The sequence below is a fragment of the Holophaga foetida DSM 6591 genome, from assembly GCF_000242615.2.
GTDB lineage: Bacteria > Acidobacteriota > Holophagae > Holophagales > Holophagaceae > Holophaga > Holophaga foetida.
In genome coordinates, this window is the sequence record NZ_KI912268.1 from 1,683,394 (window position 1) to 1,709,834 (window position 26,441).

General features: G+C 62.8%; 12 protein-coding genes and 3 pseudogenes. 7 read left to right on the forward strand and 8 right to left on the reverse strand.

Features of this window, described 5'->3' with window-relative positions; genetic code table 11:
- Positions 1-56 precede the first annotated feature (56 nt).
- Positions 57-497 carry a helix-turn-helix domain-containing protein gene (locus tag HOLFODRAFT_RS22795; RefSeq protein WP_005035572.1) on the reverse strand — a complete coding sequence of 147 codons (441 nt, stop codon included), beginning with the start codon at positions 495-497 and terminating at the stop codon, positions 57-59.
- 179 nt (positions 498-676) lie between these two features.
- On the opposite strand from HOLFODRAFT_RS22795, the gene HOLFODRAFT_RS19960 reads away from it, so the two are divergent.
- Positions 677-3,865 carry a site-specific DNA-methyltransferase gene (locus HOLFODRAFT_RS19960; protein WP_005035570.1) on the forward strand — a complete coding sequence of 1,063 codons (3,189 nt, stop codon included), beginning with the start codon at positions 677-679 and terminating at the stop codon, positions 3,863-3,865.
- Between the two features lies 1 nt (position 3,866).
- On the forward strand, positions 3,867-6,974 hold the full coding sequence (locus HOLFODRAFT_RS0207335) for a DEAD/DEAH box helicase family protein (RefSeq protein WP_005035568.1): 3,108 nt from the start codon (positions 3,867-3,869) through the stop codon (positions 6,972-6,974).
- 277 nt (positions 6,975-7,251) lie between these two features.
- Here the strand turns inward: HOLFODRAFT_RS0207335 and HOLFODRAFT_RS0207340 are convergent, their stop codons facing one another.
- The 5 genes and pseudogenes from HOLFODRAFT_RS0207340 to HOLFODRAFT_RS0207360 all read right to left on the reverse strand — a co-directional run bounded on the left by HOLFODRAFT_RS0207340 (position 7,252) and on the right by HOLFODRAFT_RS0207360 (position 11,695).
- Positions 7,252-7,833: a hypothetical protein gene (locus tag HOLFODRAFT_RS0207340; RefSeq protein WP_148300385.1), complete on the reverse strand. Its 582-nt coding sequence runs from the start codon at positions 7,831-7,833 to the stop codon at positions 7,252-7,254.
- A 525-nt stretch (positions 7,834-8,358) separates the two neighbouring features.
- Positions 8,359-9,744 carry an ankyrin repeat domain-containing protein gene (locus tag HOLFODRAFT_RS22800; RefSeq protein WP_148300386.1) on the reverse strand — a complete coding sequence of 462 codons (1,386 nt, stop codon included), beginning with the start codon at positions 9,742-9,744 and terminating at the stop codon, positions 8,359-8,361.
- Between the two features lie 91 nt (positions 9,745-9,835).
- Positions 9,836-10,531, reverse strand: coding sequence for a tyrosine-type recombinase/integrase (locus HOLFODRAFT_RS0207350; protein WP_026939133.1), 696 nt, complete (start codon positions 10,529-10,531; stop codon positions 9,836-9,838).
- Between the two features lie 105 nt (positions 10,532-10,636).
- Positions 10,637-11,070, reverse strand: a pseudogene (gene tnpA, locus HOLFODRAFT_RS19970) (IS200/IS605 family transposase).
- Entirely contained in the window at positions 11,027-11,695 is a 669-nt protein-coding gene (locus HOLFODRAFT_RS0207360) for an integrase arm-type DNA-binding domain-containing protein (RefSeq protein ID WP_158412932.1), read from the reverse strand. The pseudogene tnpA and the gene HOLFODRAFT_RS0207360 overlap by 44 nt, the downstream one beginning before the upstream one ends.
- A gap of 196 nt (positions 11,696-11,891) precedes the next feature.
- Between HOLFODRAFT_RS0207360 and HOLFODRAFT_RS19975 the strand changes: the two are divergent.
- Positions 11,892-12,685, forward strand: a pseudogene (locus HOLFODRAFT_RS19975) (tyrosine-type recombinase/integrase).
- Positions 12,686-12,689: 4 nt separating this feature from the next.
- Positions 12,690-13,799, forward strand: a pseudogene (locus tag HOLFODRAFT_RS25780) (IS91 family transposase).
- A gap of 810 nt (positions 13,800-14,609) precedes the next feature.
- Here the strand turns inward: HOLFODRAFT_RS25780 and HOLFODRAFT_RS0207375 are convergent.
- Positions 14,610-15,527 (reverse strand): hypothetical protein, encoded by a 918-nt coding sequence (locus tag HOLFODRAFT_RS0207375; protein WP_005035557.1) that lies wholly within the window; start codon positions 15,525-15,527, stop codon positions 14,610-14,612.
- Positions 15,528-17,291, reverse strand: a complete 1,764-nt coding sequence (locus HOLFODRAFT_RS0207380; RefSeq protein ID WP_005035554.1) for an AAA family ATPase — start codon at positions 17,289-17,291, stop codon at positions 15,528-15,530.
- Between the two features lie 326 nt (positions 17,292-17,617).
- On the opposite strand from HOLFODRAFT_RS0207380, the gene HOLFODRAFT_RS19990 reads away from it, so the two are divergent.
- Genes HOLFODRAFT_RS19990 through HOLFODRAFT_RS24805 form a run of 3 tightly spaced genes read left to right on the forward strand, consistent with a single transcriptional unit; the run spans position 17,618 to position 26,419 of the window.
- Positions 17,618-18,199 carry a DUF7768 domain-containing protein gene (locus tag HOLFODRAFT_RS19990; RefSeq protein WP_005035553.1) on the forward strand — a complete coding sequence of 194 codons (582 nt, stop codon included), beginning with the start codon at positions 17,618-17,620 and terminating at the stop codon, positions 18,197-18,199.
- A gap of 41 nt (positions 18,200-18,240) precedes the next feature.
- Positions 18,241-21,576, forward strand: coding sequence for a DISARM system SNF2-like helicase DrmD (drmD, locus tag HOLFODRAFT_RS0207390; protein ID WP_005035551.1), 3,336 nt, complete (start codon positions 18,241-18,243; stop codon positions 21,574-21,576).
- Position 21,577: 1 nt separating this feature from the next.
- Positions 21,578-26,419 carry an Eco57I restriction-modification methylase domain-containing protein gene (locus HOLFODRAFT_RS24805; protein ID WP_005035549.1) on the forward strand — a complete coding sequence of 1,614 codons (4,842 nt, stop codon included), beginning with the start codon at positions 21,578-21,580 and terminating at the stop codon, positions 26,417-26,419.
- Positions 26,420-26,441: the final 22 nt, after the last annotated feature.

Consider the following 26,441-nt stretch of genomic DNA (forward strand, 5'->3'; position numbering starts at 1 on the left):
CTGTAGCAATTGCTAAAGCATTTGCATATGCAAAACACCAGCAGACCCGAGGCGTCCTAGCCCACGACCACCCAGACGGGCCGACCGTCCTGCACGGCCTCCTGGATGCACCGGGCCGCCTCTGGGGCGGTCACGCCCTCCACATTGCCCCCGGCGGGGACCCAGATCACCTCAACGCCATCAGGCAGGGGAGGCAGTCCGTAAGGCGTGGATGTCTCGCAGGCCCGGTAGGGGAGGCCCGCCAGGTCATAGCCTTCGCCGGTCTCGAGGGTGTGCTGGCTAAGGCCAAGGACTTCCACCAGGAGGGGCCAGGCACTCTCCCGGGGCTGGGTCACGTCCTTCTCCCAGGCTGAGACCGCTGCCTGTCCCACGCCGAGGCGCAGACCAAGGGACCGCTGGGTGAAGCCCAGGCGTTCCCGGGCAGCCCATATCCGCTGGCCCGGAGTCTGGGGATTCTTTGGAGCTCGGCGACGGGGAGGACGGGTCTGGGGCTTCATGACGCCACCCTCCCAACACGTTCTGATTGTGTTGGGATCCTTCCACCCTCCGCCCGTCGGAGGACGGAGCGAGAAGGACGGCCAAGCGGCATGGAGAGAGTTTACCCAAGACCCAAGGTTCTATCTGGGCAAGAATTGCGGCACACTAGCCAACACAAACAAATTGTGTTGGAGTCGGCATGTCGGATCAGGATTTCACCCTGCAAGCCCCGCCCGTGGAGTTGCCCAAGCCCAAGCGTGGACGCCCCAAAGGGACCGGAAAGAAGGCCCCCGACACCGACCAGGCCACAGCGCCGGAACTGGAGCTCTCCACGGAGCAGAGCGTCAACTACCTGCACTTGGCCAAGCGGCTGAACAACCCACCAGCGGGACTAGCGGCCGAGGGCCGGGCCGCGGAGCCGGCCCGCAGCGCCTACGCCTACAATCCCCACCGCCCGCCAACCTTGCGCTTCGACGGCACAGGGAAGGCCGACCGGGCGGCGGAGCTGGCCTCCCTGGCCACCCAGCGGGCATTGAGTCCCTCAGAGGCCGAAGAGCTGCGGGCCCTCCTGGCGGTCCACGAGCCCTGGATCGAGTGGGCGGGCAAGCGGGAGGCCCAGGGCTTCGAGGTGGACCCCGTAGCCCTCCACATCCACGAGCGGGTGAGCACCCAGGCCATCCTCCGGGCCGTCCAGCGCCAGGACCTGCCCCGGGGCCTCTTCGCGGACCCGGCCCTGGACCCCGCCAAGGAACTCCAGTTCTACCGATACCCCGTGGACTGGGCCAACCGCCTGATCCTGGGCGACAGCCTCCAGGTCATGGCCTCCCTGGCCCGCCGCGAGAACCTGGCCGGCCAGGTCCAGATGATCTACATCGACCCGCCCTACGGCATCAAATTCGCCAGTAACTTCCAGCCCGAGGTGGGCAAGCGGGACGTGAAGGACAAGGACAGCGACCTGACCCGCGAGCCCGAGATGGTGCGGGCCTACCGCGACACCTGGACCCTGGGGGTTCACTCCTACCTGGCCTACCTGCGGGACCGCCTGATCATGGCGCGGGAGCTATTGGCAGATAGCGGGAGCGTCTTTGTCCAGATCAGCGACGAGAACCTGCATAGGGTGAGGATGATAATTGATGAAATTTTTGGTGCAGATAACGCTTGTGGTTTGATCGCCTTTAGGACTACCGGAGGGCAAAGCTCATCCCTACTTTCCACTTCAACGGATTTCCTTATCTGGTATTCGAAAGACAGAGATAAGGCAAAAAATAAATTCAAAAATCCAACGGTCATGAAGCAGGGTGGATCAGATGGATCTGGTCAATACTCCTTGCTTGAGCCACGCGATGGCACAGCCCATTTCAGGTCAATGGGCAATGATGAATTCGAAGGAGATGAAACAATCCCAGAAGGTTGGAATGTTTTTGCTCACGACACTTTATACTCTCAGGGGGCCCCTTCCAACCAAGACGAGATGAAATTTAACTGCTTTGGAAGGACATTTGAATGTCCACCAAACACACATTGGAAGCCAGGCGGTAAGGGCCCTGGGATGTTAAGGCTGGCGAATTCAGGTCGTTTTATGCCCATAGGAAACACCCTTAGATACAAAAGATATTTAAATGATTACCCCGTTTATCTTATGGACAATGTATGGAATGACACCGCCATCAGCGGATTTGCAAGAAAAAAAGCCTATGTTGTAGAAACCAGCACCAAAGTCATCGAACGTTGCATCCTCATGACCACCGATCCCGGTGATCTCGTCTTGGATCCCACCTGTGGTTCCGGCACCACGGCCTATGTGGCCGAGCAGTGGGGGCGCCGCTGGATCACCTGCGACACCAGCCGCGTGGCCCTTTCCCTGGCCCGCCAGCGCCTTATGACGGCCAAATTCGATTACTACGCCCTTCGCCCCCTCAACGAGGAGGATCTGCTCCGCAACCACGAGGGGGCCTGGCTCAAGGACCCGGCCTTGGGCGAGCCCCGGACCCTGGACTGCAAGAGCGTCCCCCATGTCACCTTGCGAAGCATCGCCCAGAACGCAGATCTGGACCCCATCTTCGCCAAGCACGAGCCCATCCTGGCCGAGGCCCTGGAGCGCTGCAACGCGGCCCTGGCCTCCGTCTCCCCTGATCTGCGCGACACCCTTCGAGCCAAGCTGGCCGCGAAAGAACGCGCCGAAGGCAAGCGGGCGGTGACTGAGGCGGACCGCCGCCGCTGGCTCTTCCCGCCGGAGATGCGGGACCGCAGCACTGAGGCCAAGAAGCGGGCCACCGTGGACCTGGAGAGTCCCGTCTGGTTCGACTGGGAGGTGCCCTACGATACCGACCCGGACTGGCCCCAGGCGCTCCAGGAGGCCGTGGAGGCCTACCGCCTGGCCTGGCGGACTAAGATGGATGAGGTCAACGCCTGCATCGACGCCAACGCGGCCCAGGAGGAGCTGGTGGACCAGCCCCGCAAGGTCTCCGGCATCACGCGGGTGGCGGGCCCCTTCACCGTGGAGTCCGTCCTCCCGGCTCTGGAGAGCCTGGAATTGGAGACGCCCATCGAGGGCACCGAGGGCGAGCTCCCAGCCTTCGATCCCTTGGAGGCCCCCCAGAACGCCGAGGCGTACCAGGAGCAGATCCTGGGCTGGCTCCGCCAGTACGGCGCCGACTTCCTGGGCAACCAGCGCCAGACCTTCCATCGCCTCGAGCCCCTCACCGGCAGCATGGTGCTCCATGGCCAGGGTGCCTGGGGCGAGCCGGAGCGCCGGGTGGCCGTGAGCATCGGGCCCCGCGTGGGCAACGTCACCGAGTTCCAGGTGGCCCAGGCCCTACGCCAGGCCTACCAGCGGGGCTTCGAGGAGCTGGTCTTCGTGGGCTTCGGCTTCGATGCCGTGGCCCAGGGGGCCATCCAGGCCCACGCGGAGGACGGAGGCTCGGTCCGCACCCACCTCCTGCTCATCCGCCCGGATGTGGCCATGTCGGGCCTCCTTAAAGAGGGGCCCGGAGCCCAGCTCTTCACGGCCATGGGCCTGCCCCGGACCCGCCTGGAGCCCCTCAAGGACGGGGAGTTCCGGGTCCACATGGAGGGCGTGGACATCTACAACCCCGTGGACCACAGCCTGGTGGACACCGGCGCCGACAAGGTGGCCGCCTGGTTCCTGGACCAGGACTACGATGGCCGGGCCTTCTGCATCACCCAGGCCTTCTTCCCCGACCGCACGGCCTGGGAGAAGCTGGCCAAGTCTCTCAAGCACGCCGATGCCGAGCGATTCAAGGCCTTCGCGGGCACCACCAGCCTTCCCTTCGCCCCCGGCCGCTACCGCCGCTGCGCCATCAAGGTCATCGACCCCCGGGGCAACGAGGTCATGACGACCCACAGCCTGGTCGGCAGGGAGGCCTGAGATGGCCGAGGAGCTCCAGATCCCCATCCAGCCAGTGCCCCAGCCCATCCTCTGCTCGCCCTTCGCAGAGCCGGACCGACACTGGGCCTATGACCGGGGCAGCCACAAGCACCTTCAGGCCGAAGGCCGCCGTCCCAGCCGCTACTGGCACCAGGGCAATGCCACGGGCAGCCGCCAGCGGAGCATCTTCATGGAGGAGGACGAGGACGACCTCCCTCTGGTGAACATGCTCCGGGCCAACGTGGGGGATTGGCGCCGCAACGGCTACCCCCATGTAACCGCCGTAACCCGCCAGCTCCTGCTCCATTGGAGCCGGGAGGATCGCATCCGCCGGCTGTTCTTCTGCCAGCGGGAGGCCGTGGAGACCATCATCTACCTGACCGAGGTCATGGAGCCGGGGCACAAGGTCCGTCATCCCCAGGATGCCCAGGGCCGGCCCCTCCAGCAGACCCCCTGGCTACGCTCCGATGACTTCCAGGCCATGCTCCGGGGCGAAATGCCCCGCTATGCCAACGAGTGGATGACCGTGCCGCCGTCCATCCTCGATCGACCCAACGAACCAGACCTGCCCGCCCTGCGCCGCTACGGCTGCAAGATGGCCACCGGCAGCGGCAAGACCGTGGTCATGGCCATGCTCATAGCTTGGACCCTCTGCAACCGGGCCCGGGCCCCCCGGAGCGAGCGCTTCCCCGGTGCCGTCTTCGTGGCCTGCCCCAACCTGACGATCAAGGATCGCCTCCAGGTCCTCCGGCCCGACCGGGCGGACAACTACTATCAGAAGTTCGATATCGTGCCCTCAGCCCTGATGCCGGAGCTCCGCAAGGGCAAGGTCAAGCTCGACAACTGGCACCAGCTCGCCTTGGAGAGCGCCAGCGTCGAGGGTGGCGCCTCCTATCGTGTGGTGGACAAGGGCGAGGAGGATGCCGACAGTTTCGCCCGCCGCTTCCTGGGGGAGCTCCATGGCCGGGGTCCCATCCTGGTCCTGAACGACGAGGCCCACCACGCATACCGCCCCGCTCCCCAACTGGATGGCACGCCTCTGAGCGCCGAGGAGAAGGCGGACCTGGAGGAGGCCACCCAGTGGGTGAAGGGCCTGGATCGCCTCAACCAGTCGGTGGGCGTGCGATTCTGTGTGGACCTCTCAGCCACACCCTTCTATCTCAAGGGCTCGGGCCATATCGAAGGCTCGCCCTTCCCCTGGCTGGTCTCGGACTTCGGCTTGGTGGACGCCATCGAGAGCGGCATCACCAAGATCCCCCGCCTCCCGGTGGCCGACAACACCGGCGATTCCGCGGAGAACGGTAAACCGGACCCCAAATATTTCCGCCTCTGGGAGCGCATCAAGGAGAGCCTCAAACCCGGAGAGAAGCTCTCCGGCGGCAAGCCCAAGCCCGAGGTGGTGTGGCGCGAGGCGGAAGGCGCCCTCAAGACCTTGGCGGACCAGTGGCATGAGCGCTTTGGGCTGTTCGAGGGCGCTACTCCCGGCCAGGAGAAGGTCCCGCCGGTACTCATTGTGGTCTGTGACAACACCGACATCGCCCAGCTCTTCTTCGAGCGAATCAGCGGCGAGACCGAGTTCCAGGCGGCCGAGCCCGACGAGGACGACGAGGCCCCCAAGCGGAACAAAAAGAAACGGAGCGTGGCCTACGGCCCTAGCGCCCTGGCTCCGGCCTTCGCCAATACCGCCGAACGCCGCGTGACCATCCGGATCGATTCGAAGCTCCTGGGCGAGGCCGAATCATCCACCGGGGGCGGCAGAAAGGAGGCGGCCGAGGAGCTCCGGCGCATCGTCTCCACCGTGGGCGTCAAGGGCGAACCTGGTGAGCATGTCCGGTGCGTCGTCAGCGTCCAGATGCTGAGCGAGGGCTGGGACGCCAACACCGTGACCAACATCCTGGGCCTGCGGGCCTTCGGGAGCCAACTCCTTTGCGAACAGGTCGTGGGCCGGGGCCTGCGACGCATGGACTACGAGCCCTACCGGGACGAGCAGGGGCGTCTGATGCTCCACGAGGAATACGTGGATGTCTATGGCGTGCCCTTCTCCGTGATCCCCTTCAAGGGAAGGCCCACCAACAAGCCCAACGTAGACGACAAACCCCGGAACCACGTCAAGGCCGATCCTGGCCGAGAGAAAGCCTTTGAGATCCAATTCCCCAACGTCGAAGGCTACGCCTTCGCCCTCCAGCGGAACCTCATCAAGGCCGATGTGGGGGCCATGGAGCCCTTGAGCCTGGAGCCCATGGAGGAACCCACGGCGGTCTTCGTGGCGCCCCAGGTGGGCTACTCCGAGGGCACCCCCGGCGGCTACGGCCAGTTCCCCACCGAAAAGCAGGACCGGAAACACTACTACGAGACCACCCACCTCCAGACCTTGGAGTTCGAGCTCTCGCGGCGCATTGTCTGGAGCCTCCTGGAGGGCATGGGCGATAAGCGCGTCACCAAACAGACCCAGGGGCGCCAGCAGCTTTTCCCCCAGGTCCTGCGCCTGGTCAAGCAATACACCACCACCAAAGTGGACTGGAACGGGTGCGCGAAGGCGGAGCTGGGCCTGGACAAATACATGACGCGCCTTACGGAGCGATTCCTGGCCGCCATCGAGCCGGACGAGCATCAGGGCGAGGATGCCCTGGTGCCTATCCTCAACCGATTCCAGCCCCGGGGCACCACCGCACGGGTGGATTTCAAGACCACCAAACCCTGCCATCCCACCGAGGCCAGCCACATTGACCAGGTGGCCCTGGACACCAAGCAATGGGAGCAGAGCGCCTCGTTCACCCTGGAGGCGGCCGCCAAGGACGGCATCATCCATTGCTACGCCCGCAACGAGCGACTGGAGTTCAATATCCCCTACGAGTACGAGGGGCAGCCCCACAGCTACCAGCCGGACTTCCTCGTGCAGTTCGAGGCATCCCCACGGCACACCCTGATCCTGGAGATCAAGGGCCTGGAGGACGACCGGGACCGCGCCAAGCATGAGGCAGCCCACCAGTGGGTCCGGGCCGTCAATCGCTGGGGCGAGCTCGGCCAATGGGCCTTCCTCGTCTGCCACAAGCCCGAGGAGGTCATGGGCAAGCTGAAGGAGCTGAAGACCATGGACTGGAGGGCATGACGGAGCTCCCGCCAACTTATGTCAAGTCCCCAGGGGCCCCTTGTTCACTCATGAATTCGGGGGCCCCTGGATGTCCATTCCGCCTCGAATTCCGCCCGTTTACTTGGCGTCTACTTGGCATATATGGGTCCTACACCACGGCCAGCGTCCCCGGCTTGCGGCGTAAAAGCGCTTGGCCCACAATTCCCTGGGGGCGGTTCGGGACACTCAAGGATCGTTATCCGGCTCGGGTGAGGTGTAGCCCCTCACGCTTGTCAGCTCCGCCCCTCTTGATTGCCTACGTTTCGGCGGAGCTTTCCTCCCAGAACAGGACGAGGTCCCGCTTGCCGCACCGGAGACGGCTGGGCGGGCATCGGTTGATGACCACGCCTTCGGGGCCCATGAGGGCCAAGGCACGGCGGGAGAGCTCCAGGCCCCGCTCCGCCCAGGCATCCCAGCCGCCAGGGGGCGGGGGATCATCCTCAAAGGGGCCCGCGCTCTCCTCCCACTCGTCCTGCCAGGCTGTGAGCGCAGCATCCAGGACCGCAACCTCCGGGCCCTCGCCCAGGAGATCGACCAGTTCGGCGCAGCCCCCGTACTGGTCCCAGGCATAGGCCCCACCGTAGTCGGGCATGATGCGGATGCTGGGCTCCGGGCTACCTTCCCGTTCCCGGGCAAGCTCTGATGCCGTCCAATCCCAACGGGCCAAGGTCCTGCGCTGTCCCGTGGGTGTGAGGAAGTAGGTCCGAATCCGCGCCCCCTCGGGCCAAGGCCCTCGCCTGCCCTTCGGGAAGAACCGATCGTCGGGCAGAACGGCCAGGCAGCGTCCCTCGGGTCCCGTCACATCCACCCACACCTGGTCGAGGGGCATCTCAACCATGTGGAACCCGGGAAGGGCTGGGATTTCGGGAGGGCAATACCGGTCGTTGACCACGAAGAAGCCTCAAGGGTTGGAGAATGGACTAGGAGCAGGGGGGCATCTGGGCCCATATCGGCATCGATGAAACCGATCCTAGCCTCAAGCATGGGACAGAGGCTGTCGGAGGCCAGATAAGGCGCAAAGGTACCGGTCCATCCTATGGATAGGGCCCCCGTCCGGCGCCACTCGGAATGCTGGGCTGCATACACCCTCAAGGGGGAAGCAGGCACCAGGCCAGCTCTGGGTCTCATGACTCCAGTTCAGGGGCCCTATCCAAAGAGTATCCATCGGAACCGCCCAGCAGAGCGGCCCTAATTCCCCAGCATCCGGGTGAGGTGCTTGCACGAGGCCTGAAAGGCTTGGTTGCTCCCACGGCCCCGTGCATTGACCGGAGGCGGAGCCCAAACAGACGCCCGGTTGCACGGGCTGGGCGGTGGAGATTCAGGCTCCCGCCCGGACTTGGTTTCACCCCGAAGCCAGCCATGCTCAGTAGTCCACCACGGTCTGGTCGATCAACTCCGGCCCCTCGAACCAGCCCTGCCCTGTCCTTGCGAGCCGATAGGCCTTCTCCAGACGGGGGCGCTGAGGACCCCAGCTCGGGCCAATGTGCGGCGGCCCATTCCGGAGCAGGTCGCGGACAGCCTTGAGGACGGTCCGGCGGTAGTGCCATCTGGGAAATATGGCCAGGGGCGCATCCGGCTGTTCGATTGATCGCCAGATGGTGTGACGCCCCTGATGAACGACGAGGATGCCTGACCAGAACCCATCGCAGCCCGGCGACCCGCATGAGCACGTGAAGATCCAACACTCGTCGTCGGTGACCGCCGAGCGGCATAGCTCAAGCGGATCGACAATCGGGCTCTCCAAGGCGGGCAGGCCTTCTCGGGGGACCGAAATGGGAAGACCATCAATCTCGATGGACAGGGCACAACCCACTCTTCGCACCCGGAGGGTCGATATGTGTCCGGCCTGCCTGACCCAGTCCTCGGCGGAAATGCCATCCAGGAGGTGCCGCTGCCACCGGAGTCGGTCCCCATGGATGGCCTGGACCAGGGCCTCGTCCCCGCGGAAGACCCAATCGGTGGTCCCCTTGTCGTATGCGAGACAGGCATCCAGCAGGTATGGACGCACCCCCAGTCCCCGGCAGGTCCCAATCAGATTGTCGGGAATCGGCTCTTTCTCGCATGGGCGGAGCATGTTTCTCGTCAAGTCCAGGAGGGCCGCCAGGGGCTCCCCTGCGATCCGGGCCAGGACGATGGCGTTGTCGCCCTCCCGGACCACGTCCACGACCTTCACCATGAGTTTCTCGAACAGTCCCTGGACAAACTCGATGAACCGATCCATCTCGATCTCCCGGCGCGTCCGGGCTCCCCGCTCGCGCATGAGGATCAGGTGGTCCGGGCGCCGCCTGTCATGCTTGACCGCCATCCGGTCGGCAAAGGCGAGCCAGGCTTCTTCGGTCGCCAAATCAGCCTCGGCAGGCGCACTGAGCCCGCCCAGCTCCCAGACGTATAACCTGTAATTGAACGCTGCCATGTCGTACATGGACCCCAATCCGTCCACGATCAGGTTGGGATTGGCCCCGCGATCGAGTAACAAACGGGCAACTTCGGTGTCCATGAACCGCAGTGCGTCGACGAGGGGACGGAGATTATCCTCCTGGGGGATATTGGGATCCGCCCCCACCTGAAGAAGAAGCTCGGCCATGGCGTAACGCAGGGCCGGATCCCGAGTCCACATCGCGGTGTTCAGGATGGACTCGTCGTCTGGCCCATCCAGATGGTTCGGGTCCGCTCCGGCCTGGAGGGCCGCCCGGGCCCCATCCAGGTCACCGGCCTGAACGGCCTTTCTCAGATTCTGTGTGGCGTCCATGCGATTCCATCCCAGGTCCATGTTGGCGTAACCCCATGGACACTCGCTGTCCGGGCTTCGAATTGATGAGGTTCGCCCCAGGAGGGGCCAGCTATAAGCCCAGCGCCTTGGCGATATCGTCCTGGAGCTCGTGGGCCTTCTCCTGCACCGCAAGGTCCAGAGGCGTTGCATATCGGCTTGTCGTAGAGGGCTGGGAGTGGCCGAGGAGGGTCTGCACCATGAAGGCCGGGAGGATGGCCCCGGCCTTGGCCCCCAGGGTGTGCCGAAGATCATGGATACGCGCGTCCGGTATCTTCACCTCCGCCCGGACCTTGTTCCACCATGCGTTCGCGATCTGGGGACTCAGGTGCCCCTGCCCTTCCCGGGAAGGAAACACATAGGGACCGATCTGGAGCCCCGCCATCCCTTTGATGATTTCCATGCCGGCAGGGCCAAGGAAAACCTTTTTGGCCCCCATACGCTTGGCCGTCTTGTGATCTTTGAAGACGATGCAGGCCTCGTCCATGTCGATATCGGCCCACTTCAAGGTCACGATCTCCGCCCGTCGGCAGCCGGTGAGAAGGAGGAGGCGCAGAATGGCGGCCGCCGTCGCCGGCATTTTCCCGTCGGATTGCATCTCATTGATCGTGGCCCCGACTTGGTGGAGCTCATCCACCGTCAGGGGACGATGCTTGACCCGGTGCGGATTCTGTTTGATGTGCCGGGCAGGGTTCGAGCCGTGGGGGATGTAGCCCCACTCCTCGCACCGCGCCAGGAGAGATGCAAAAACCCTCAGGGAGTAAGACATCCCCCGGCAGAGCCGGGGGCCTTTCAACGTGAGCCGCTCGAAGCGGCTGAACGGGGTCGCTAACGCGGCCCCGAATGAGTTATGGGGCACCACATGGTGCCCGCCTTAACGAAACAGCGACAACTGTTCCAAGCGTTCGTCCTCTTTTTCCTGGCTTCGGATGTACTCGCGGACGACCTCCTCATCCCGCCCAACTGTCGACACAAAGTAGCCTCGGGCCCAGAAATGCTGCCCGACGAAGTTTCGCTTACTTTCCCCATAGACCCGGGCCAGCCAGATCGCGCTCTTCCCCTTGATGAAACCCACCACCTGAGACACCGCATACTTCGGCGGGATCGAGATCAGCATGTCCACATGGTCAGCCATCAGGTGTGGCCTTCCTCGATACGACACTCCTTCTGATCAGCCAAACGCTTGAATATCTCCCCCAGGTGAGGCCTCAGCTTTTCGTATAGCGTCTTCCTCCTGCATTTCGGGATGAAAACCACGTGATACTTACACTCCCAGCGGGAGTGGCTTAGACTTTCCGACGAGTCCATCTCGGACCTCCTTTCGCGCGCTTGGCGGCTCACGATTCGAGATTCCAAGATGGACTCCCTGAAAAGTCAAACTTCTACTGCCTCCCCGGCAGAGCCGGGGGTTTTCCCGAAATGGATAATCCGCGCTGGTGGGCGCCTTGAGGCTCTTCTTGTGGTGCCATCGGGCGATGGCTTCGCGCTCGAGGTCCTGGACCCTGACCGAGCCGAAGACTGGTTCGATGTGGGCCCGGTATTGATCCTGATAGCCCTTGAGAGTGGTCGGCCGCAGGTGGCGCCCATGAAGCTCCAGGAACTGCTCCCACATGACCGAGACCGTAGGAGCCTGGCGCAGCTTGTTCCTTTCCGAGGAGGGGTCATCGCCGCCCTCGATGGCACCCAGGAGTTTCCGAGCCTCAGCGCGGGCCTTGTCGACGCTAATCGTCGGCCAACTCCCGATGGTGAACCACTTCCGATCCCCTGCCGTCGTCCGATAGCGGAGGCGCCACGTCTTCTGAACGACTTCATCTTTCCCGGGCAGACCCAGCTCGATGTGGAGCCCTTGGACCACAGAATCCGCCACTCGAACCCTTCCACCGTCGCCCGGCTGAAGCGATTTCACGATCCTCTGGTCGAGTTTCAAAGGCATCAAACCCTCGCTGAACGAAGCCGCTCCGCGGCGGGGGTGGCGCCGTGTGGCGGGCCCGCGCAGTAAGAAAGCTAGCAATTCCATGTAAATGAAGGCTCCTTGGTCATCGCGATGTTGACGCATCGCCAGACGACCAAGGAGGTACTACATGAAGGACGTCAGTCTATCTCTATCCCGCCTGGAAGCGGACCTGCGAATGGCGGATCGGGCGAAAGGGACGATCCAGCAATACCTAGCTTCGATCCGGCGCTTTGAGGAGGCTCTGGGCTCGGATCTGGCGGAGGCGGATCAGGAGGCTATCCGCCGCTGGGTGGACCACCTCCGGCTGCAGCCCATCGGGCCGGAACGGCTGCGGTGCCACTACTCGGCGCTGAAGTTCCTCTACGCTCGCACCCTGGGGCAGCCGGAGAAGGTGGCCTTCATCTCGATGCCCCGCAAGGACGCCCCGCTGCCCACGGTCCTGAGCCCAGCCGAAATCCAGCGGGTGCTGGATGCCTTCCTGGTCGCCAAATACCGAGTGTTCTTTGCCCTCATCTACGCCACCGGGCTCAGGATCCGTGAGGCCAGTCTGCTCCAGACCACCGACATCGACGCGATGCAGCGGGTCATCCATGTGCGCAACGGTAAGGGTGGAAAGGAACGCCTGGTCCCCCTGAGCTCCAGCCTCTACGCCCTGCTTCGGAGGTACTACGGGCACGAACGCCCACCACTCCCCTGGGTGTTCACCTCGAAGGCGGGCAAGCCGCTCTGCCACGAAACCGCGCGCCGAGCCTTGCTTTGCGCCTCCGCCGTGGCGGGCATCGGCAAGGTGGTCACCCCCACATGCTCCGGCACTCCTTTGCCACGAACCTTCTGGAGCACGGCACGGACCTGCGAAAGATCCAGGTGGTGCTGGGGCACGGCAGCATCAAGTCCACGACGATCTACACCCAGGTCTCACCGAGCCAGATCGCTTCCGTGAGAAGTCCTCTGGAGGATTTGAAGCTATAGCGCCGTGGCCTTCCCAAGGCCTCGCCACGACATCGCGGATATCGTCAGGGCGCACCGCCCGGAACTGGAGCGGCTCCATCGCCTCCTCCCGGGCCCCCAGAAGCGCGTCCTGACGGGCCATCAGCCCGGTGTCGCACAGCCGCCCTCGGCGGCCATGTCGAGGTATGTACCGGCTGCGGTCGGGAGCATCCGGTCTACAACAGTTGCCGGAACCGTCACTGCCCCAAGTGCCAGGCCGCAGCCCAGCAGAAGTGGATCGATGCCCGGGCCGAGCGCATCCTGCCGGTGCCCCACTTCCACCTGGTGTTCACGCTCCCCTCGGAGCTGAAGCCCGTGGCCATGCGCCATCCAGTGGAGGTCTATGGCGCCCTGTTCCAGGTCACCGGCGAGGTCCTGGCGGAGTTGGGACGGACCCACCTCCGGGCCACCCTGGGGCTCACCCTGGTGCTCCACACCTGGACCCGGGACCTCCGCTTCCATCCCCATGTCCACGTGCTGGCCACGGCGGCGGGCTTTCGCTGGATGGGAGCCGGTTCGTCCACGCCAGAAAGGACTACCTGTTCCCGGTGAAGGCCATGGGCAAGCTGCTGCGGGGAAAGATGCTGGATGCCCTGCGAGGACTCCGCCGAAGGGCATCCTGCCAGATCAGGGCTTCAATGCCCTCATGGCCACCCTCGCCCGCCACAAGTCCTGGGTCGTCTATGCGAAAGCCCCCTTCCGGCGTTCCCAGCATGTGCTGAGCTACCTGGGGCGCTACACCCACCGGGTGGGTATCGCCAATTCCCGGCTGATCGACGTGGGGCCGGGGCATGTCACCTTCCGCACCCGGGGCCAGCAGACCGTCACCCTCCACCCCATCGAGTTCCTGCGCCGCTTTGTCCAGCATGTCCTTCCGGATGGCTTCCATAAGATCCGGCACTTTGGCCTCTACGCCTCGGCCCAGGGTGGAGGTCTGCTGGAACAGGCCAGGGCCCTGCTGCCTGCTCCGAAACCCAGAGCCGAGGCGTGTCCAGCCGAAGGCACGGGGCAACGCTGCCCTCATTGTGGTGGTCTGATCCTCTGGCGACCGCTGATGAGTGAAGCCTCCAGGGCACCCCCGGCGGTGATGCCATGACTGTCAGCCTCTCAGCTATCCATCACCTGCACCACGACCTCCACCACGGCGGGACGGCGAAGCCCTGCTATGACGCCAACTCGGTCCAAGCCCCTGCCGGGACTGTCGGGCTCAGCAGTCAGCAATCCCTGGGCGACAGGGGACCTGGCGTCCCCAAAAGTGGATCAGCAGGCGCGATTTCCCCATAGCCCTCGCCCAACTCCCCCGCCGCTCCGGGCTTGTTCAACACCGCATTTCATCGGTGGGGGCTCCGTCTACCTGAGGCAGCCTCGCCCACGCCCCACCGACGAAATGCTCACTGTTTCTGTTGGGTCTAGCATACGCTGTCCAGGTCGTTTCTGTATCCCGCCTGTATCCCAGTCGTGCGAAAAACACCCCCGTACGCGCCTGTCCACAGCTGTCCACAGTATGGGGAATTTTTCAGCATTCTCAGCACTTTAGGTCCAAACGAGAGACAGACAGAAACAGCCGTAGACACCGATTTGCCTGACTCGAAATCAGGTGTGCGAGTGATCGCACCGTAGGTTCGAATCCTATTCTCTCCGCCAGTTTGAGGCCCACTAGACCAAGTGGGCCTTTTCGCTGTTACCACATCCTTACCACATCCTGGTTGCAACCGCGGCAGCTCGGGAAACGGTTCGGTCGGGATTTTTTTCAATCTCCGCCGGTAAAAATGCCCAAGGTGCCAGTTTCCGCGCCCACTCCGGCGCCTCTAGCACCGGTGGGTCTCCAGCCAATGGTCTCGATGCTGTCGATGGTGGTGATGGGCCAGCGCAAGCAGCCATCCGGGGGTGATTCCAGGCACTCCGATCAGGGTTCTAGGTCCAGTGTCAAGTTGGTGGAGCCTCTTCTCCGAGCCAGCCTCTGGAGCAGCGTATATTCCTCGTCAAACACTTCACGAGAGAGGACTGTGAGCAAGTCCCTATCGTCGCTGTTACGGGCGGCATCCATGCCGATGTGCAAGGAGACCCCTTCCCGAGCCGTGAGGATATAGCGGTTGTGGAAACGCTCGCTGCCTCCCGAGGCAATGCCATGAAAGATCAGGGTGGCCTGCCGCTTCCAGCCTTCGAGGGCCTTGGCCAATGTGGCGGCGATGGTGTCCAAGGTTTCGCTGGGGTCGGATTCCTTGCCGGTGCCCTTCTTAGCGAAATAGAAATGGACCCGCCTGGCGGGATCGGGGGCGCGCTTATCCAGGAAGCCGAGAAGGATGGCGCCAAGGGTTGGAAGCCACCTATCGTTAGCGCGCAGGTAGGGGTCGGCAATGGTCAACTCGTTGGCCTGGCTCAGCATCGGCAGAAGATGTTGCGCCAGCGCCTTGGGGTCCTTTGGTACTTTCATGGTGCTCGAGGCCCGCCACAGGACGTGATTGGCGTGAAGGTCTTCGGGGTCGACCAGAAATGGCTTACCCGCAGCGCCTGGGCCAACCACAGCCCGGAAGGGTCGCCGCTGGTGCTCGTTCAAAGCGTTGGCTATCCAGGGGGCGCCCTCGTTCCATTTGGGCTTGAGCCTAGCGATGGAGGCGTCCTTAATCTCCTCCAACATCATCTGCACCTGAGGCATCTTGGCGTCATTCACGGAGGTCAGGAGTGCCTCACAAGGAGCTCTCAGGAAAGACTCCGGCAGCCTAGTCACCAGACGACCGTTCACAAAGCCAAGCGCCGCATGGAAGAACCTTAGGCGCTCCCAGGTGGAGAAACTCTCAGGGTCGATGGCATATTCCGAAAACATCTAGAAGACCTCTTTGAATCGTTCAGTGAAGAAGCCCTGCGGCCACTTGGTGCCGAATTCACCTTCCCGGGTGATGGGGATCTCCGTAATGAAGCTGCCCTCCTCGTCCGCATCGACGTAGAGGACACTGACCTGGTCCGGGGTGATACCCCCACCGGCTTCCGGACCGGCAGCTGCATGTTCCCGGATGCGTCGAAGCAGCCTGAGGATGAGATGTTCGCTGTGGGTCTCGACCACGAGTTGATTGCCGCGCAGCATCGCGGAATCGATAAACAGGTCCGCCAGTTCGGCCTGCAACCCTGGATGGATGTGGATCTCCGGCTGTTCGACGCAGATCAGTTTCTGGCTAGAGCCCAGGCAGGCCGCCAGGATGGGAATGACCTGGCTGATACCGAAACCCACATCCCGGTGGCTCACTTGGGTGCCACTGCGGGCATCCACCAGCAGAAGCTCTTCCAGGCGATGGGGATCGAATTGGCGGATCAGAACAGTCGAATGGGAGGAGATCTCCGCTTCGTACCCTGGGTCGGTTTCCTCCCGCTCGCAGTTCTCCGTGGCGCAGCGAATGTTGTCCAGCATCTTCCGTTCCAGATAGGCTGCGGAAATGTAGTCGCGAGTGACGAATCGGTAACCGGTGCCCAGCTTTTCCTCGGCACCGAGCCAGTGGTTGACCTCTTTGCGCAGGTCACGGTTCTCCCGGATCTGGGTCCAGGCTTGCAGCAGCGGGTCATCGCTGGTGTGCATACCCGGGGTTGTGGCGCCCCGCTCCGGGAACTGCCGGATGGGACCGATGTAGAGCATCTTGTTTAGCTCGTTCTCCAAGTGGAGGCGCACGGACTCTACCACGCTGGCTACGACCCGCCCCAGGATGGCGGCAAGGTGGGCTATGGCCTCCGGAGGGAAAGTCGGCGCTTCGGGGATGAACCGGTCCACCTGCACCTGCTCAATCCGGGCCACCAGAAAGCGGGACCGGGATGGCAGCAGGCCGTTGCTGGCGAAGATTTGGTTGCGCACCACCTGGGTAGCCGCTGCGCCCAGCCATGCATCGTCCGAACGGGCCCAGGCATTCGCCCCGCGAGTCTCGAGGGCCTCTTCGATAGCGTGGGCGAACAGGGCATCAGCAAAGTCAATCCGGTCGGACTGCCAATATCTCCGGGCCCCATTGGCCATCTCAAGATGCGTGTGGGCCATGACCGAGAACTGCTGCTGGAGGCTCTCAAGATTCGTGCGATGTGCCTTCTCCTCAGCCTCGGGGGTGTAATCTTCATCCCCTGGCGTGGCCTCGCCGCCGACCAAGCCTGTCGCACCGGAGACCTGCAGCCCAAGGATCTCGCTTCCGTTCCTGGATAGTCGGAGAGACGCCAGTTCGGGGACATCACCCATTACCATGTCCAAATCTTGGTCGGCTTCGGGATATCCGAACTCCAATTCCAAAGCAAAATGTGAACCCGCCGGTGCATGCAGCCTGAGAAAAGGTGGGAGGTCCTTCTGATCGAACCCCACCTTAAAGCGGAAGGACCGGAATTGGTCGTGTTTGTGGATGAAATTCCGGAAGCCCCCCAGGTTGATCCAGCCATTGCCGATCTTTGGGGAGTCGATGTCCACCGTGCCAGTCCGCACGGCCTCGTGCATCAGCGCCAATGATTGGAGCAGACTGGATTTACCGGCACTGTTCTTTCCAAAAATGAGGGTCAGGGGCTTCAGGGGCGCACCCTGGGCGGCGGCGATAGCCTTGAAGTTTTCTAATTGCAGGTTGGACAACATAGGGATAACTCCAGTAGATGAAACAGCGGTCCCACGACAGCAACCCATGGACAAACCGAACACCCGGCATCAGACCTAAGGCGGTTGGACATTTGGCGCTTTTCATAACGCCCCGACGGCATGGGGTGGTGAAGTTGCAGGTTACAACATGAATGATCAAGGCAGGCTTTGCTCTGTCACTCCGGCCGAATGCGCGGCCTTCCCCGGGGTGTGGACAGAGCGCAAACCCATTCTCGCAAATATTGACTCCAAGGGGTGGACAGTAGCCGTCACATGCTCTGGCCCATGCCCGGGGGATAAGCTCCGACGACGCCACGCCCAAATCATTGGAGCACCTAGCCTGGCGGCTTGGTCTGGATCATGACACCCTGCACCGGGCCGCGGCTGATGCCGAACTGACCCTTCGCCTCTTGGACGACTTGGATGGCTGGGGCAATGTCAGGACCACTCTGGGAGACCGGAATATTTTGATCTACTTGGCGGTCCCCCTCCGAGGAAACGGAAACGCCGAGGCCATCCGCTACAACCAGGAGCTGATGTTCCGCCAGGCCCGCTGGGGGCAGGCAATTCTCCCCCAAGCCACCTTCGTAGTCCTCCATGCAAACTTCGCTTTCCTGAACGAGAGTCAGGACCGGGACGGCAATGTTCGACAGCTCGCCCTGACCGGCTGTGAGCGCCTCCTCACACGCTGCGAGGCCATGATTCTCTGCGGCAGGGAGTTGAGCCCAGGGATGGCCCAAGAGAAGCGATTGGCGGACCGCCTGGGGATCCCTAGCCTCCGTGTGCCGGTGGGCTATGCAGAGGACATTAGAGACAGGAGAAGGTGCTGCATGAAAGAGCAGTCGCTGGTAGTCCCGGACCACAAGGGGTCTCGGATTCTTCCACCTGGTGAACTAGGAGTCATTTGATCGCGGCCCGTGTGTAAGAATCTTCAGCACAGGATCAACCTATGCCCCAGCCTCAGCCCGGTCAATTCGTAAAGCTTCGCCGCCGCTTTGGCCGGGTAGTGAACGTCATCCCCCACCACGGTGACAAGGACGGCGTGACCTCACTGGTCGAGGTCAGCTACTTGGACCCCTGGGCCCACCCTGAGTCCGACAAGGTCGTCTGGCACCTCGAGGAACTCAATGGTGCAAGGGTGATTTCGTCGTTAACCCTCCCTAATCCCATCGAGGGCCCCGCAGATGATCCAGCGGATCTGGAGGCTATGGTGGATGCCTGTAGGTGGACGGCCCTTGACCGCCTACCGGACTGGGACCCAGACCCCCTGGAGCGGGCCCAGCATTCTCCACTCACGGGTGTGTGGCACTCGGCTGTGGAGCCGGAGGACTATCAGCTCATCCCAGTGCTGAAGGCGCTGGCCATGCCCCGGGTTACCCTCCTCCTCGCGGACGATGTGGGCCTCGGCAAGACCATTGAGGCGGGGTTAGCTCTCTCAGAACTGTTCAACCGGCGGCGTATCCGGCGGGTCCTCGTGATGTGCCCTGCGGGCCTCCAGCGTCAGTGGCAGGAGGAGCTGCATGACAAGTTCCACCTCGACTTCGAAATCATGGACAGTCGCATGGTGGACCGCCTCCGCAAGGAGGAAGGCTTCGACACCAACCCGTGGATGGTCAACCCCCGGCTCATCACCTCTATGGACTTCATCAAGCAGGAGGGCATCAAGGATCAGTTCCTGGAAGCCTCACGCCGGTTCAGCCAGGAGGGACAGAGCCTCTTCCCAGGCTTCGACCTGTTGATCGTGGATGAGGCCCACAACCTCGCGCCCAACGCCCTCGGCGATGACTCCCAGCGGACCCAGCTCCTCCGGGCCCTCTTACCCTGTTTTGAGCATCGCCTCTTCCTGACGGCCACGCCCCACAACGGCCAGACCCGGGCCTTCACGGGTCTTCTCGAACTTCTCGACCCTGTCCGCTTCCACCAGGACGACACCTTCCCGGTGGCCGCCCAACAGCAACTTCAGCTCGTAATGGTCCGCAGGTTGAAGCAGGAGATCAACGCCCAGAGCCTTGAACCCCGATTCAAGGACCGCCATATCGAGGCGATCACGCTCCCGGCCTACGGCCCAGGTGAAGCCCGCCTGTGGACTGCCCTCCGCGCCTACCGCGAGCAAGGCTTGGCGATCCTGGGGCGGCTGGGCCGCCGCGAGCAACATGTGGGGCGCTTCATCTTCACCCTGCTCACTAAACGGGCCCTCTCCAGCTCCTACGCCTTCGCTCGCACCTGGTGGTCCCACATGGAGGGGCTGGAGGGTCAAGCCAAAGCCCAGGCCCTACGCGAAGAAGTCGCTCTACAGGAAGCCCGGGCCGCCCAGCGTCAAGCTGAGCGCGAGGTGGACAACGAAGCCGCTCGCAGCCTCTGGGAACAAGAGGCCCTGGTGAAGGGTGCCCGCTGGCTCGCCACCGTCGCCAAGGACCTTCTGGTCCCTGCCTCCGAGGTGTCCGCAGCCCTGGAGGCCCTGGGGTGGACCCGGGCCAAGACCGCTCGCGCCCTGGGTGAGGACGGCTCCGCCGTTCCCATGACCTGGCCCACCAAGTGGCCGGAGGATGCCCGCTGGGTCGCCCTGAATGCGTGGATCAGCAAGCACCTACTGACTCCTTCGGGGGAATGGACGGGGGAGCGCCTGATCCTCTTCACCGAATACCGCGACACCCTGGACTACCTCCGGGCACGGCTCGATGCCGAAGGATTCAAGACGCCCCGCGTGGAGGAGCTGCACGGTGCCAGCGATGCCAAGGACCGAGACCGCATCAAGAAGCTCTTCAACAACCCAATGGCCGACCTGCGCTTGATGGTGGCTACCGACGCTGCCAGCGAAGGTTTGAACTTCCAGGAATCCTGCCGCTATGTCATCCATCAGGAACTCCCGTGGAGCCCCACGAAGCTGGAGCAGCGCAACGGGCGTGTGGATCGTCATGGTCAGTTCCGGGATGTCGTGGCCCATCACTTCGTCAGCGACCAGGACGAGGACCTGGCCTTCCTTGACCTCCTCGCTCGTAAGATACACACCGTCCGCGAAGAGCTGGGTTCTGCAGGACAGGTGCTGGATGCCGCCGTGACCCAACACTTCCTCGGCGAGAAGAAGACCGCTAAGGGCCTGCTCGATGCTGTGGAAGGCCGCGTGGCCGCCTCCTCCTCCCGTGCAGACATGCAGAGCGCGGACCACGGATCCCGGGATGTCCTAGAGCGCACCCGACGCCAGCTCAAGGTCATGGAGCGGCAGATGGGATGGAGTTCCGACCGCGTCCGCCGGGTGCTGGAGCGGGCGACACTGAGGGCACGGGGCACCGTGACCGCCGTCGCCCATCGCCCTGGTCACTTCACCTTCCAGGAGCCCAAGGCATGGGAGGACATGGTCAAGACCAGCCTCCTGAATGACAAGGGTGAACGTCCTTACCTCGTCTTCGACCCTGCCACCTTCGAGAAGCGCATCAACGGCCTCAGGACCTTCCGCAACGAGCCCGATTCTCTGTTGCTCCGCCTGGGGCACCCTGTGTTACGCCGCGCCGTCCACGAGATCCTGGGGCGTGTCCACGACGACGCTACCCACCGGTGGACCCTTGGGACCGCCGAGCTTCCGCCCGGTGTGGAAGGCGTACTGATCCTCCACGCTGAGTTGCGGGCCCAGAATGACCTGCGGGAGAACCTCCATCACGAGATCGTGTCGATCCCCTTCCAGTGGGCCGGTGATCACCTGCTGCCGATGGAGCCCCGGGAGTGGGAACCCTACGCCACGCATATCCTCCAGCCCCTCCCCAAAGACCGCGCTGCCACCATCCATAACCGTCTGAATCAAGTGTGGACCCGCCTGGAACCCACCCTGACCCAGGCCATCAAGCATTTCGAGACCCAACAACAAGCCCTGCTGACGGACCGGGCGAAGGTCTGGAGGTCCGAGTTGGCGAAGGAGGGCAAGACCCAGTTCGAGGCCCGGCTCAAGGAGATCGGAGACAACCTCAGCGAGAGGGGCATCAAGCGCCTGGAGGAGAAGATCCTCGCCGACCAGAAGGATCTCATCGCCGCCCGCCAACAGAGCCAGAGCCTCTTCGAGGAACTGGAGATGGAACGCCAGGAGCAGCTTCTGAACCTTGAAAACGACCTCGTGGCCCGGGAGCAGCGCGTGGCCTTCCTTGAACAGCGCAAGGCCGAACTCATGGCGCTCCAGGATCAGTTGCAGCAGGGTCAGGATCGTTGGCTGAACAAGATCCTTCCCAGGCGCTACGCCATCCCCCCGGGAGGTCTGTCTGTGCTCCCCCTTGCCTTTGAAGTCCGGGTGGGGAGCTGACATGGTCAACCCGAACACCTTCGCCTATACATCCTGGTGGTCCGAGCTGAACCACTTCGGGCAGACCCTCCACGCCGGGCATGCCCCCAAGCTGACCTTGGCAGACCCCCCAGCGAAGTCCTGGGTCGCCCTGGCGGAGGCCCTCCCCGACTTCCGGGCCTGGACCGAGCTGGGTGCCAGCAAGCGGGAGAAGCATCTGGACCCCCTCCACCGCTGGCTCGATGCGGTGCTCGAAGGCTACCTGGGTCACAGCCCCCAAGACTTCCTCAAGCACAGTGCCATCGGGGAGGCATGGAAGGTCGTGGGTCCCGATGGTCGAGCCCTGAAGCCCGAACGGCTCGTGCGCCTGAACCCACCCAATGAAGAGCACGCCCTCCCGATTTTTATCACGTCAGCGCCGCTGAACCAGAAGGACGGCAAGCGTCGAGCCCTGGACTTGGATCGCTTCCTCCGGGCCAAGCAGCTCCCCATGGGGATCATCACGGACGGTCGGTCGCTCCGTTGGGTCGTTGCAGGCACTCACCAGAATGCCTTCACCCAATGGGATCTCTTGGCGGGCTGGGGAGAGGGCGAAGCCTGGCTCCCCTGGCGGGGCCTCTACACCTTGTTCGGCAGACACCAAGGCTGGGCAGCCACTCCCGACAAGGATCGGCCTCACCAACTCGGCCTATGGCTCCAAGAAAGCGGCCAGATGCAGGGGGACCTATCCACATCCCTGGGAGAGCAAATCCGGGAGGCCGTGGAGGCCCTCGTCCACGCCCTGGACCGCTGGTCCATGGAGGACGCTACACGTTTGGCACCCTTGGTGGAGGCCGAGCCCGACCCCTTGAAGCAGAACCACGCCCTGTACACTGCCGCTGTTCGCTTGGTCATGCGTTTGGTGGTCATTGCCTTCGCCGAAAGCCGGGGGCTGCTCCCCGTCACCCTCGCCGCCTACCGGGATAGCTATGGCCTGGAGGTCCTCTGGCAGCGTCTCAAGCGGGCCAAGGGCGAGGTTGGCTTCGAGCATCAGCGCTCCGCCTGGGTTCAGCTCCTGGGGCTCTTCCGTCTTGTGCACGATGGTTGCGCCCACCCCGACCTGAACCTTCGCGCCTACGGGGGTGACCTCTTCCGTCCCGGTGACCCCACCGACCTCGACCCAGTGTCCCGGGCCCTGGCCCTGTGGGAGTCCGTTGACGGTGTGCCGGTGTCGGACAAGGATGTATTGCAAGTCCTGGACCGCCTCAAGCGCACTACAGTGCGGGTGAACGGCAAGGCCGTCGCCACCCCCGTGGACTTCAGCACCCTCAGCACGGAATACATCGGGCTCCTCTATGAAGGTTTGCTGGACTACGACCTCCGCACCGCTGCGGAGCCCATGCTCCTCCTGAACCTGGGCCAGCAGCCCCTGTTGCCCTTGACCCTGCTCCAAGCCAAGAACGAGAAGGAAACCAAAGAACTGCTTGAAACCCTGGCGAAGGAAAAGGCTACCAAAGCCAGTTCGGACGAAGAGGGCGACGACGAGGATGAGGAGTCCGAGGAGGAGGTCGTCGAGGAGCCGGAGGCGGATGCTTCCGAGCCCTCCCCAGAGGACGAACCAACCCCCGAAGATGGCCCAGAGGAGGTCCCGGTCGAGCTGATGTCCCAGGCCTGGGCCTGGGCCTCGGAAGCCGCTGCCCTGATGCCTTCCCGCTTCGGCCTCCCCAACCTCAAGCGGGGGCAGACCAAGGCCCAGAAGCCCGACGACATGGACACCCAGGAGTGGGCCGACCGGCTCTCCCGGGCGGCCCGGAACCTCGTAGCCCGCGTCATCCCCCCGGGGGAACGTTACCTCATCCGCTGGTCCGGCACCCGCAAGGGCTCCGGCACCTTCTACACTCGGCCCGCCCTCACCGAGCCCCTGATCCGCGAGACTCTCAGGCCCCTGTGCTTTGAAACCGACGGCACCCCGAAGAAGCCGGAGGCCATCCTGTCGCTGCGGGTGCTGGACCCGGCCATGGGCAGCGCCAGTTTCTTGGTTGGCGCCCTGCGTTATCTCACCCACGCTCTCTACGACAGTCTCATCCACCATCGCCTGCGTGAGGACCGGCCTGATCGCGTGATCCTCACCTTGCCCTTCGGCCTCCCCGCCCTGGGCAGCCCTGGGGAGAGCCTGCCCCCGGTGCACCCCGACGATCCCGCGGCCGAGCCCAAGCTGAAGCGACGCCTCAAACGGTTTGTGGTCGAGCGGTGCATCTATGGCGTGGACATCAACGCCCTCGCTGTGGACTTGGCGAAGCTCGCTGTATGGGTCGAGACCCTCGACCCAGATTTACCTTTCGGCTTCCTTGATCACAAGCTCCGCTGCGGCAATGGTCTCGTCGGCTGTTGGCTCGACCGGGTAGACGACTACCCCATCCTGGCTTGGGACCGAGAAGGCGGCGACGGCAAGACTGGTACGGAGACCAAGGCCCTAAAGGAAGCCTTCAAAGCGGCCAAAAAGGTCCTGGAAGGGCAACTCTTTAGAGGCACGTCCTGGGTGATGGCACCGGACCATAAGGCCCCGGAGGAGGTGTTACCTGCAGCTCGCAGGGCCTTGGGTGAGCTGCACGATATCCCAATTCACGACGTAGACCAGCAACGGGACGCCTGGACAGCCCTGGCTGCCGATCCCGCCCTCCACGCCCTCCAACATGCCCTCGACCGATGGTGCGCCTTGTTTTTCTGGCCGGGCGTGGACGATGGGGGTCAGTCCCTCAAGCCTGAGTCCCTGCCCATGCCCGACTCCTGGCAGGATCCGGTCTTCACCCCCACTATTCAGCGACTAGCCGTCCGGCACCGCTTCTTCCACTGGGAGTTGGCGTTCCCAGAGGTATTCACGGGGCCTGAGTCTGGATTCGACGTAGTCCTGGGCAACCCGCCTTGGGACACCCTCCAGCCTGAGAGCTTGGAGTTTTTCACCCGGTTTGACCCGATCTACAGAACATACACACCAGGAGATGCCAAGCGAGCTCAGCAGGAGTTGTTCTCGCACGATCCTGCGATCGAGAGGGCATGGCTTGCATACGTGGGGGAAGTCCGGGCGGTAAGTAGCTTCCTTAAAGCCGCAGCCGACCCCTTCCATGTCAGCTTCGGCAAGGGGAAGGACCAGCTCAGTCGTGGATGGGAGTCCAAGCGAGCCGCGAGGGCTGCCTACTCGGATCCTGAACACCCATTCTGCATCCAGGGGGATGGAAAGACTTATACATACAAGCTGTTCGCAGAACTCTCCAGAGTTCTCCTTCGCCCGGGGGGACGAATGGGTTTGGTTACACCAGCGGGCCTCTATAGTGACGCTTGGGCAACCGTAATGCGCAGGACCTTTCTAATTCGAGATCAGTGGGAATTACTTTACGGCTTTGAGAACAAGAAAGAAATCTTTAAGATCCACAGACAGTTCAAGTTTGTCGCTACGGTTATTGCAAAGGGAGTTCCCGCTGTTGATCGACCCTTACAGGCGGCCTTCATGCGGCTCGATATAAGTGAACTAAACGATCCACTGACACGAACTCTTCCTGTCAGCATTCAGCAAATAAGGCGGTTCGCCCCCAATTCATTGTCCCTAATGGAGTTCAGGAGCCATATGGATTTGGAGGTGGCGAACAAACTTTACGCAGATCATGAACTACTGAAAGTGCAAGTCCGCCACGAGTTCCATATGACCAACGACTCCAGATTATGGAAGGATGGGAGTCGAAAGAGGTTGCAAGAGATCGGAGTGCTGGCCCCACTGGAAGACACCCGCGACGTGAGGGTGCGATTCCGACTTTGGCAGATGGGTTGGGTTCCCCTCACAGAGGGAAAACATTACTGGCAATTCAATCCCTATTACCTAGGCAACGACACCGAGAATGGTTTCAGAAAATTCCTCGACGGTCAAAAATTTATCCCCCGTGAAACTCTACGGAAGGTTGCAGAGGACAATTGGGCCAAGGCCAAGGAAGCAGCCGAAAAGAGAGATGAGCCCTTTGAAAAGTCACGTCTGGACTTCATGGCCTGGGTTAGACCGAGGTTGCTATTCAGGGATGTTCAAAACGCCACGAACCTGCGGACGTTCATTCTCACCCTGGCTCCAGCAAATCCACATGGAAATGCTAGTCCGGACCTTTCAACTCCCATCATTGATGACTACTACCTAGCAGGCGTTCTCGATAGCTTCTGCATTGATTGGATCATTCGGAGGAAAATCACAGCACACCTCAATAAGTTCTATGTTGAGACGCTTCCAATTCCTTTCCTAGATGATCCCCTGCTGACCGAGGCCATTCAGGCTCGCGTAGCCCCTAATTTTGGTGTTTGGGCCCCACCGATTTCAGATACACCCACCCGTCTTAAGATGCGGATTGAAATGGACGCCCTTGTGGCCCTTACCTTCAAGCTTCCAGTTGAACTTTTTGAACACATATTGTTGGACCCCCTGGCTAAGCCGAAGGGCTTCGATCGCGTTGATGAGGATCTCCCTGAGCCCCACCGACAGCCCCTGCTCACCCTTGGGGCCTACAAGCAGCTCATCGACAAGGGCCTGAATCGCTTCCTTCATGAGGGTGTGGAGGTACCCGAGGCCGCCCTGGGCCACCGCCGTCCCCTCATCGAAATCTGGTCTCCCGCGGACGGATGGGACACCGCCTGGGCCGAGGCCCGAGCCATGGCCGCCTCCGACCACGAGTGGGACCTATTCCTGGGCAAGGAGCACGCTGTCCAGGCCGAATACGGCAACATCGGAGGAGCAATAAACATGGCCGCCTCCCCCGAGCATGGCAAGGACCCCTACCGCGCTGACCCGCAGCCCGGCGCCCTCTTCGATCTCGATGAGTTCAGGCAGGACGGTCAGCGGAGGCTGTTATGAACTCGCACCCTCTCCTATAGCG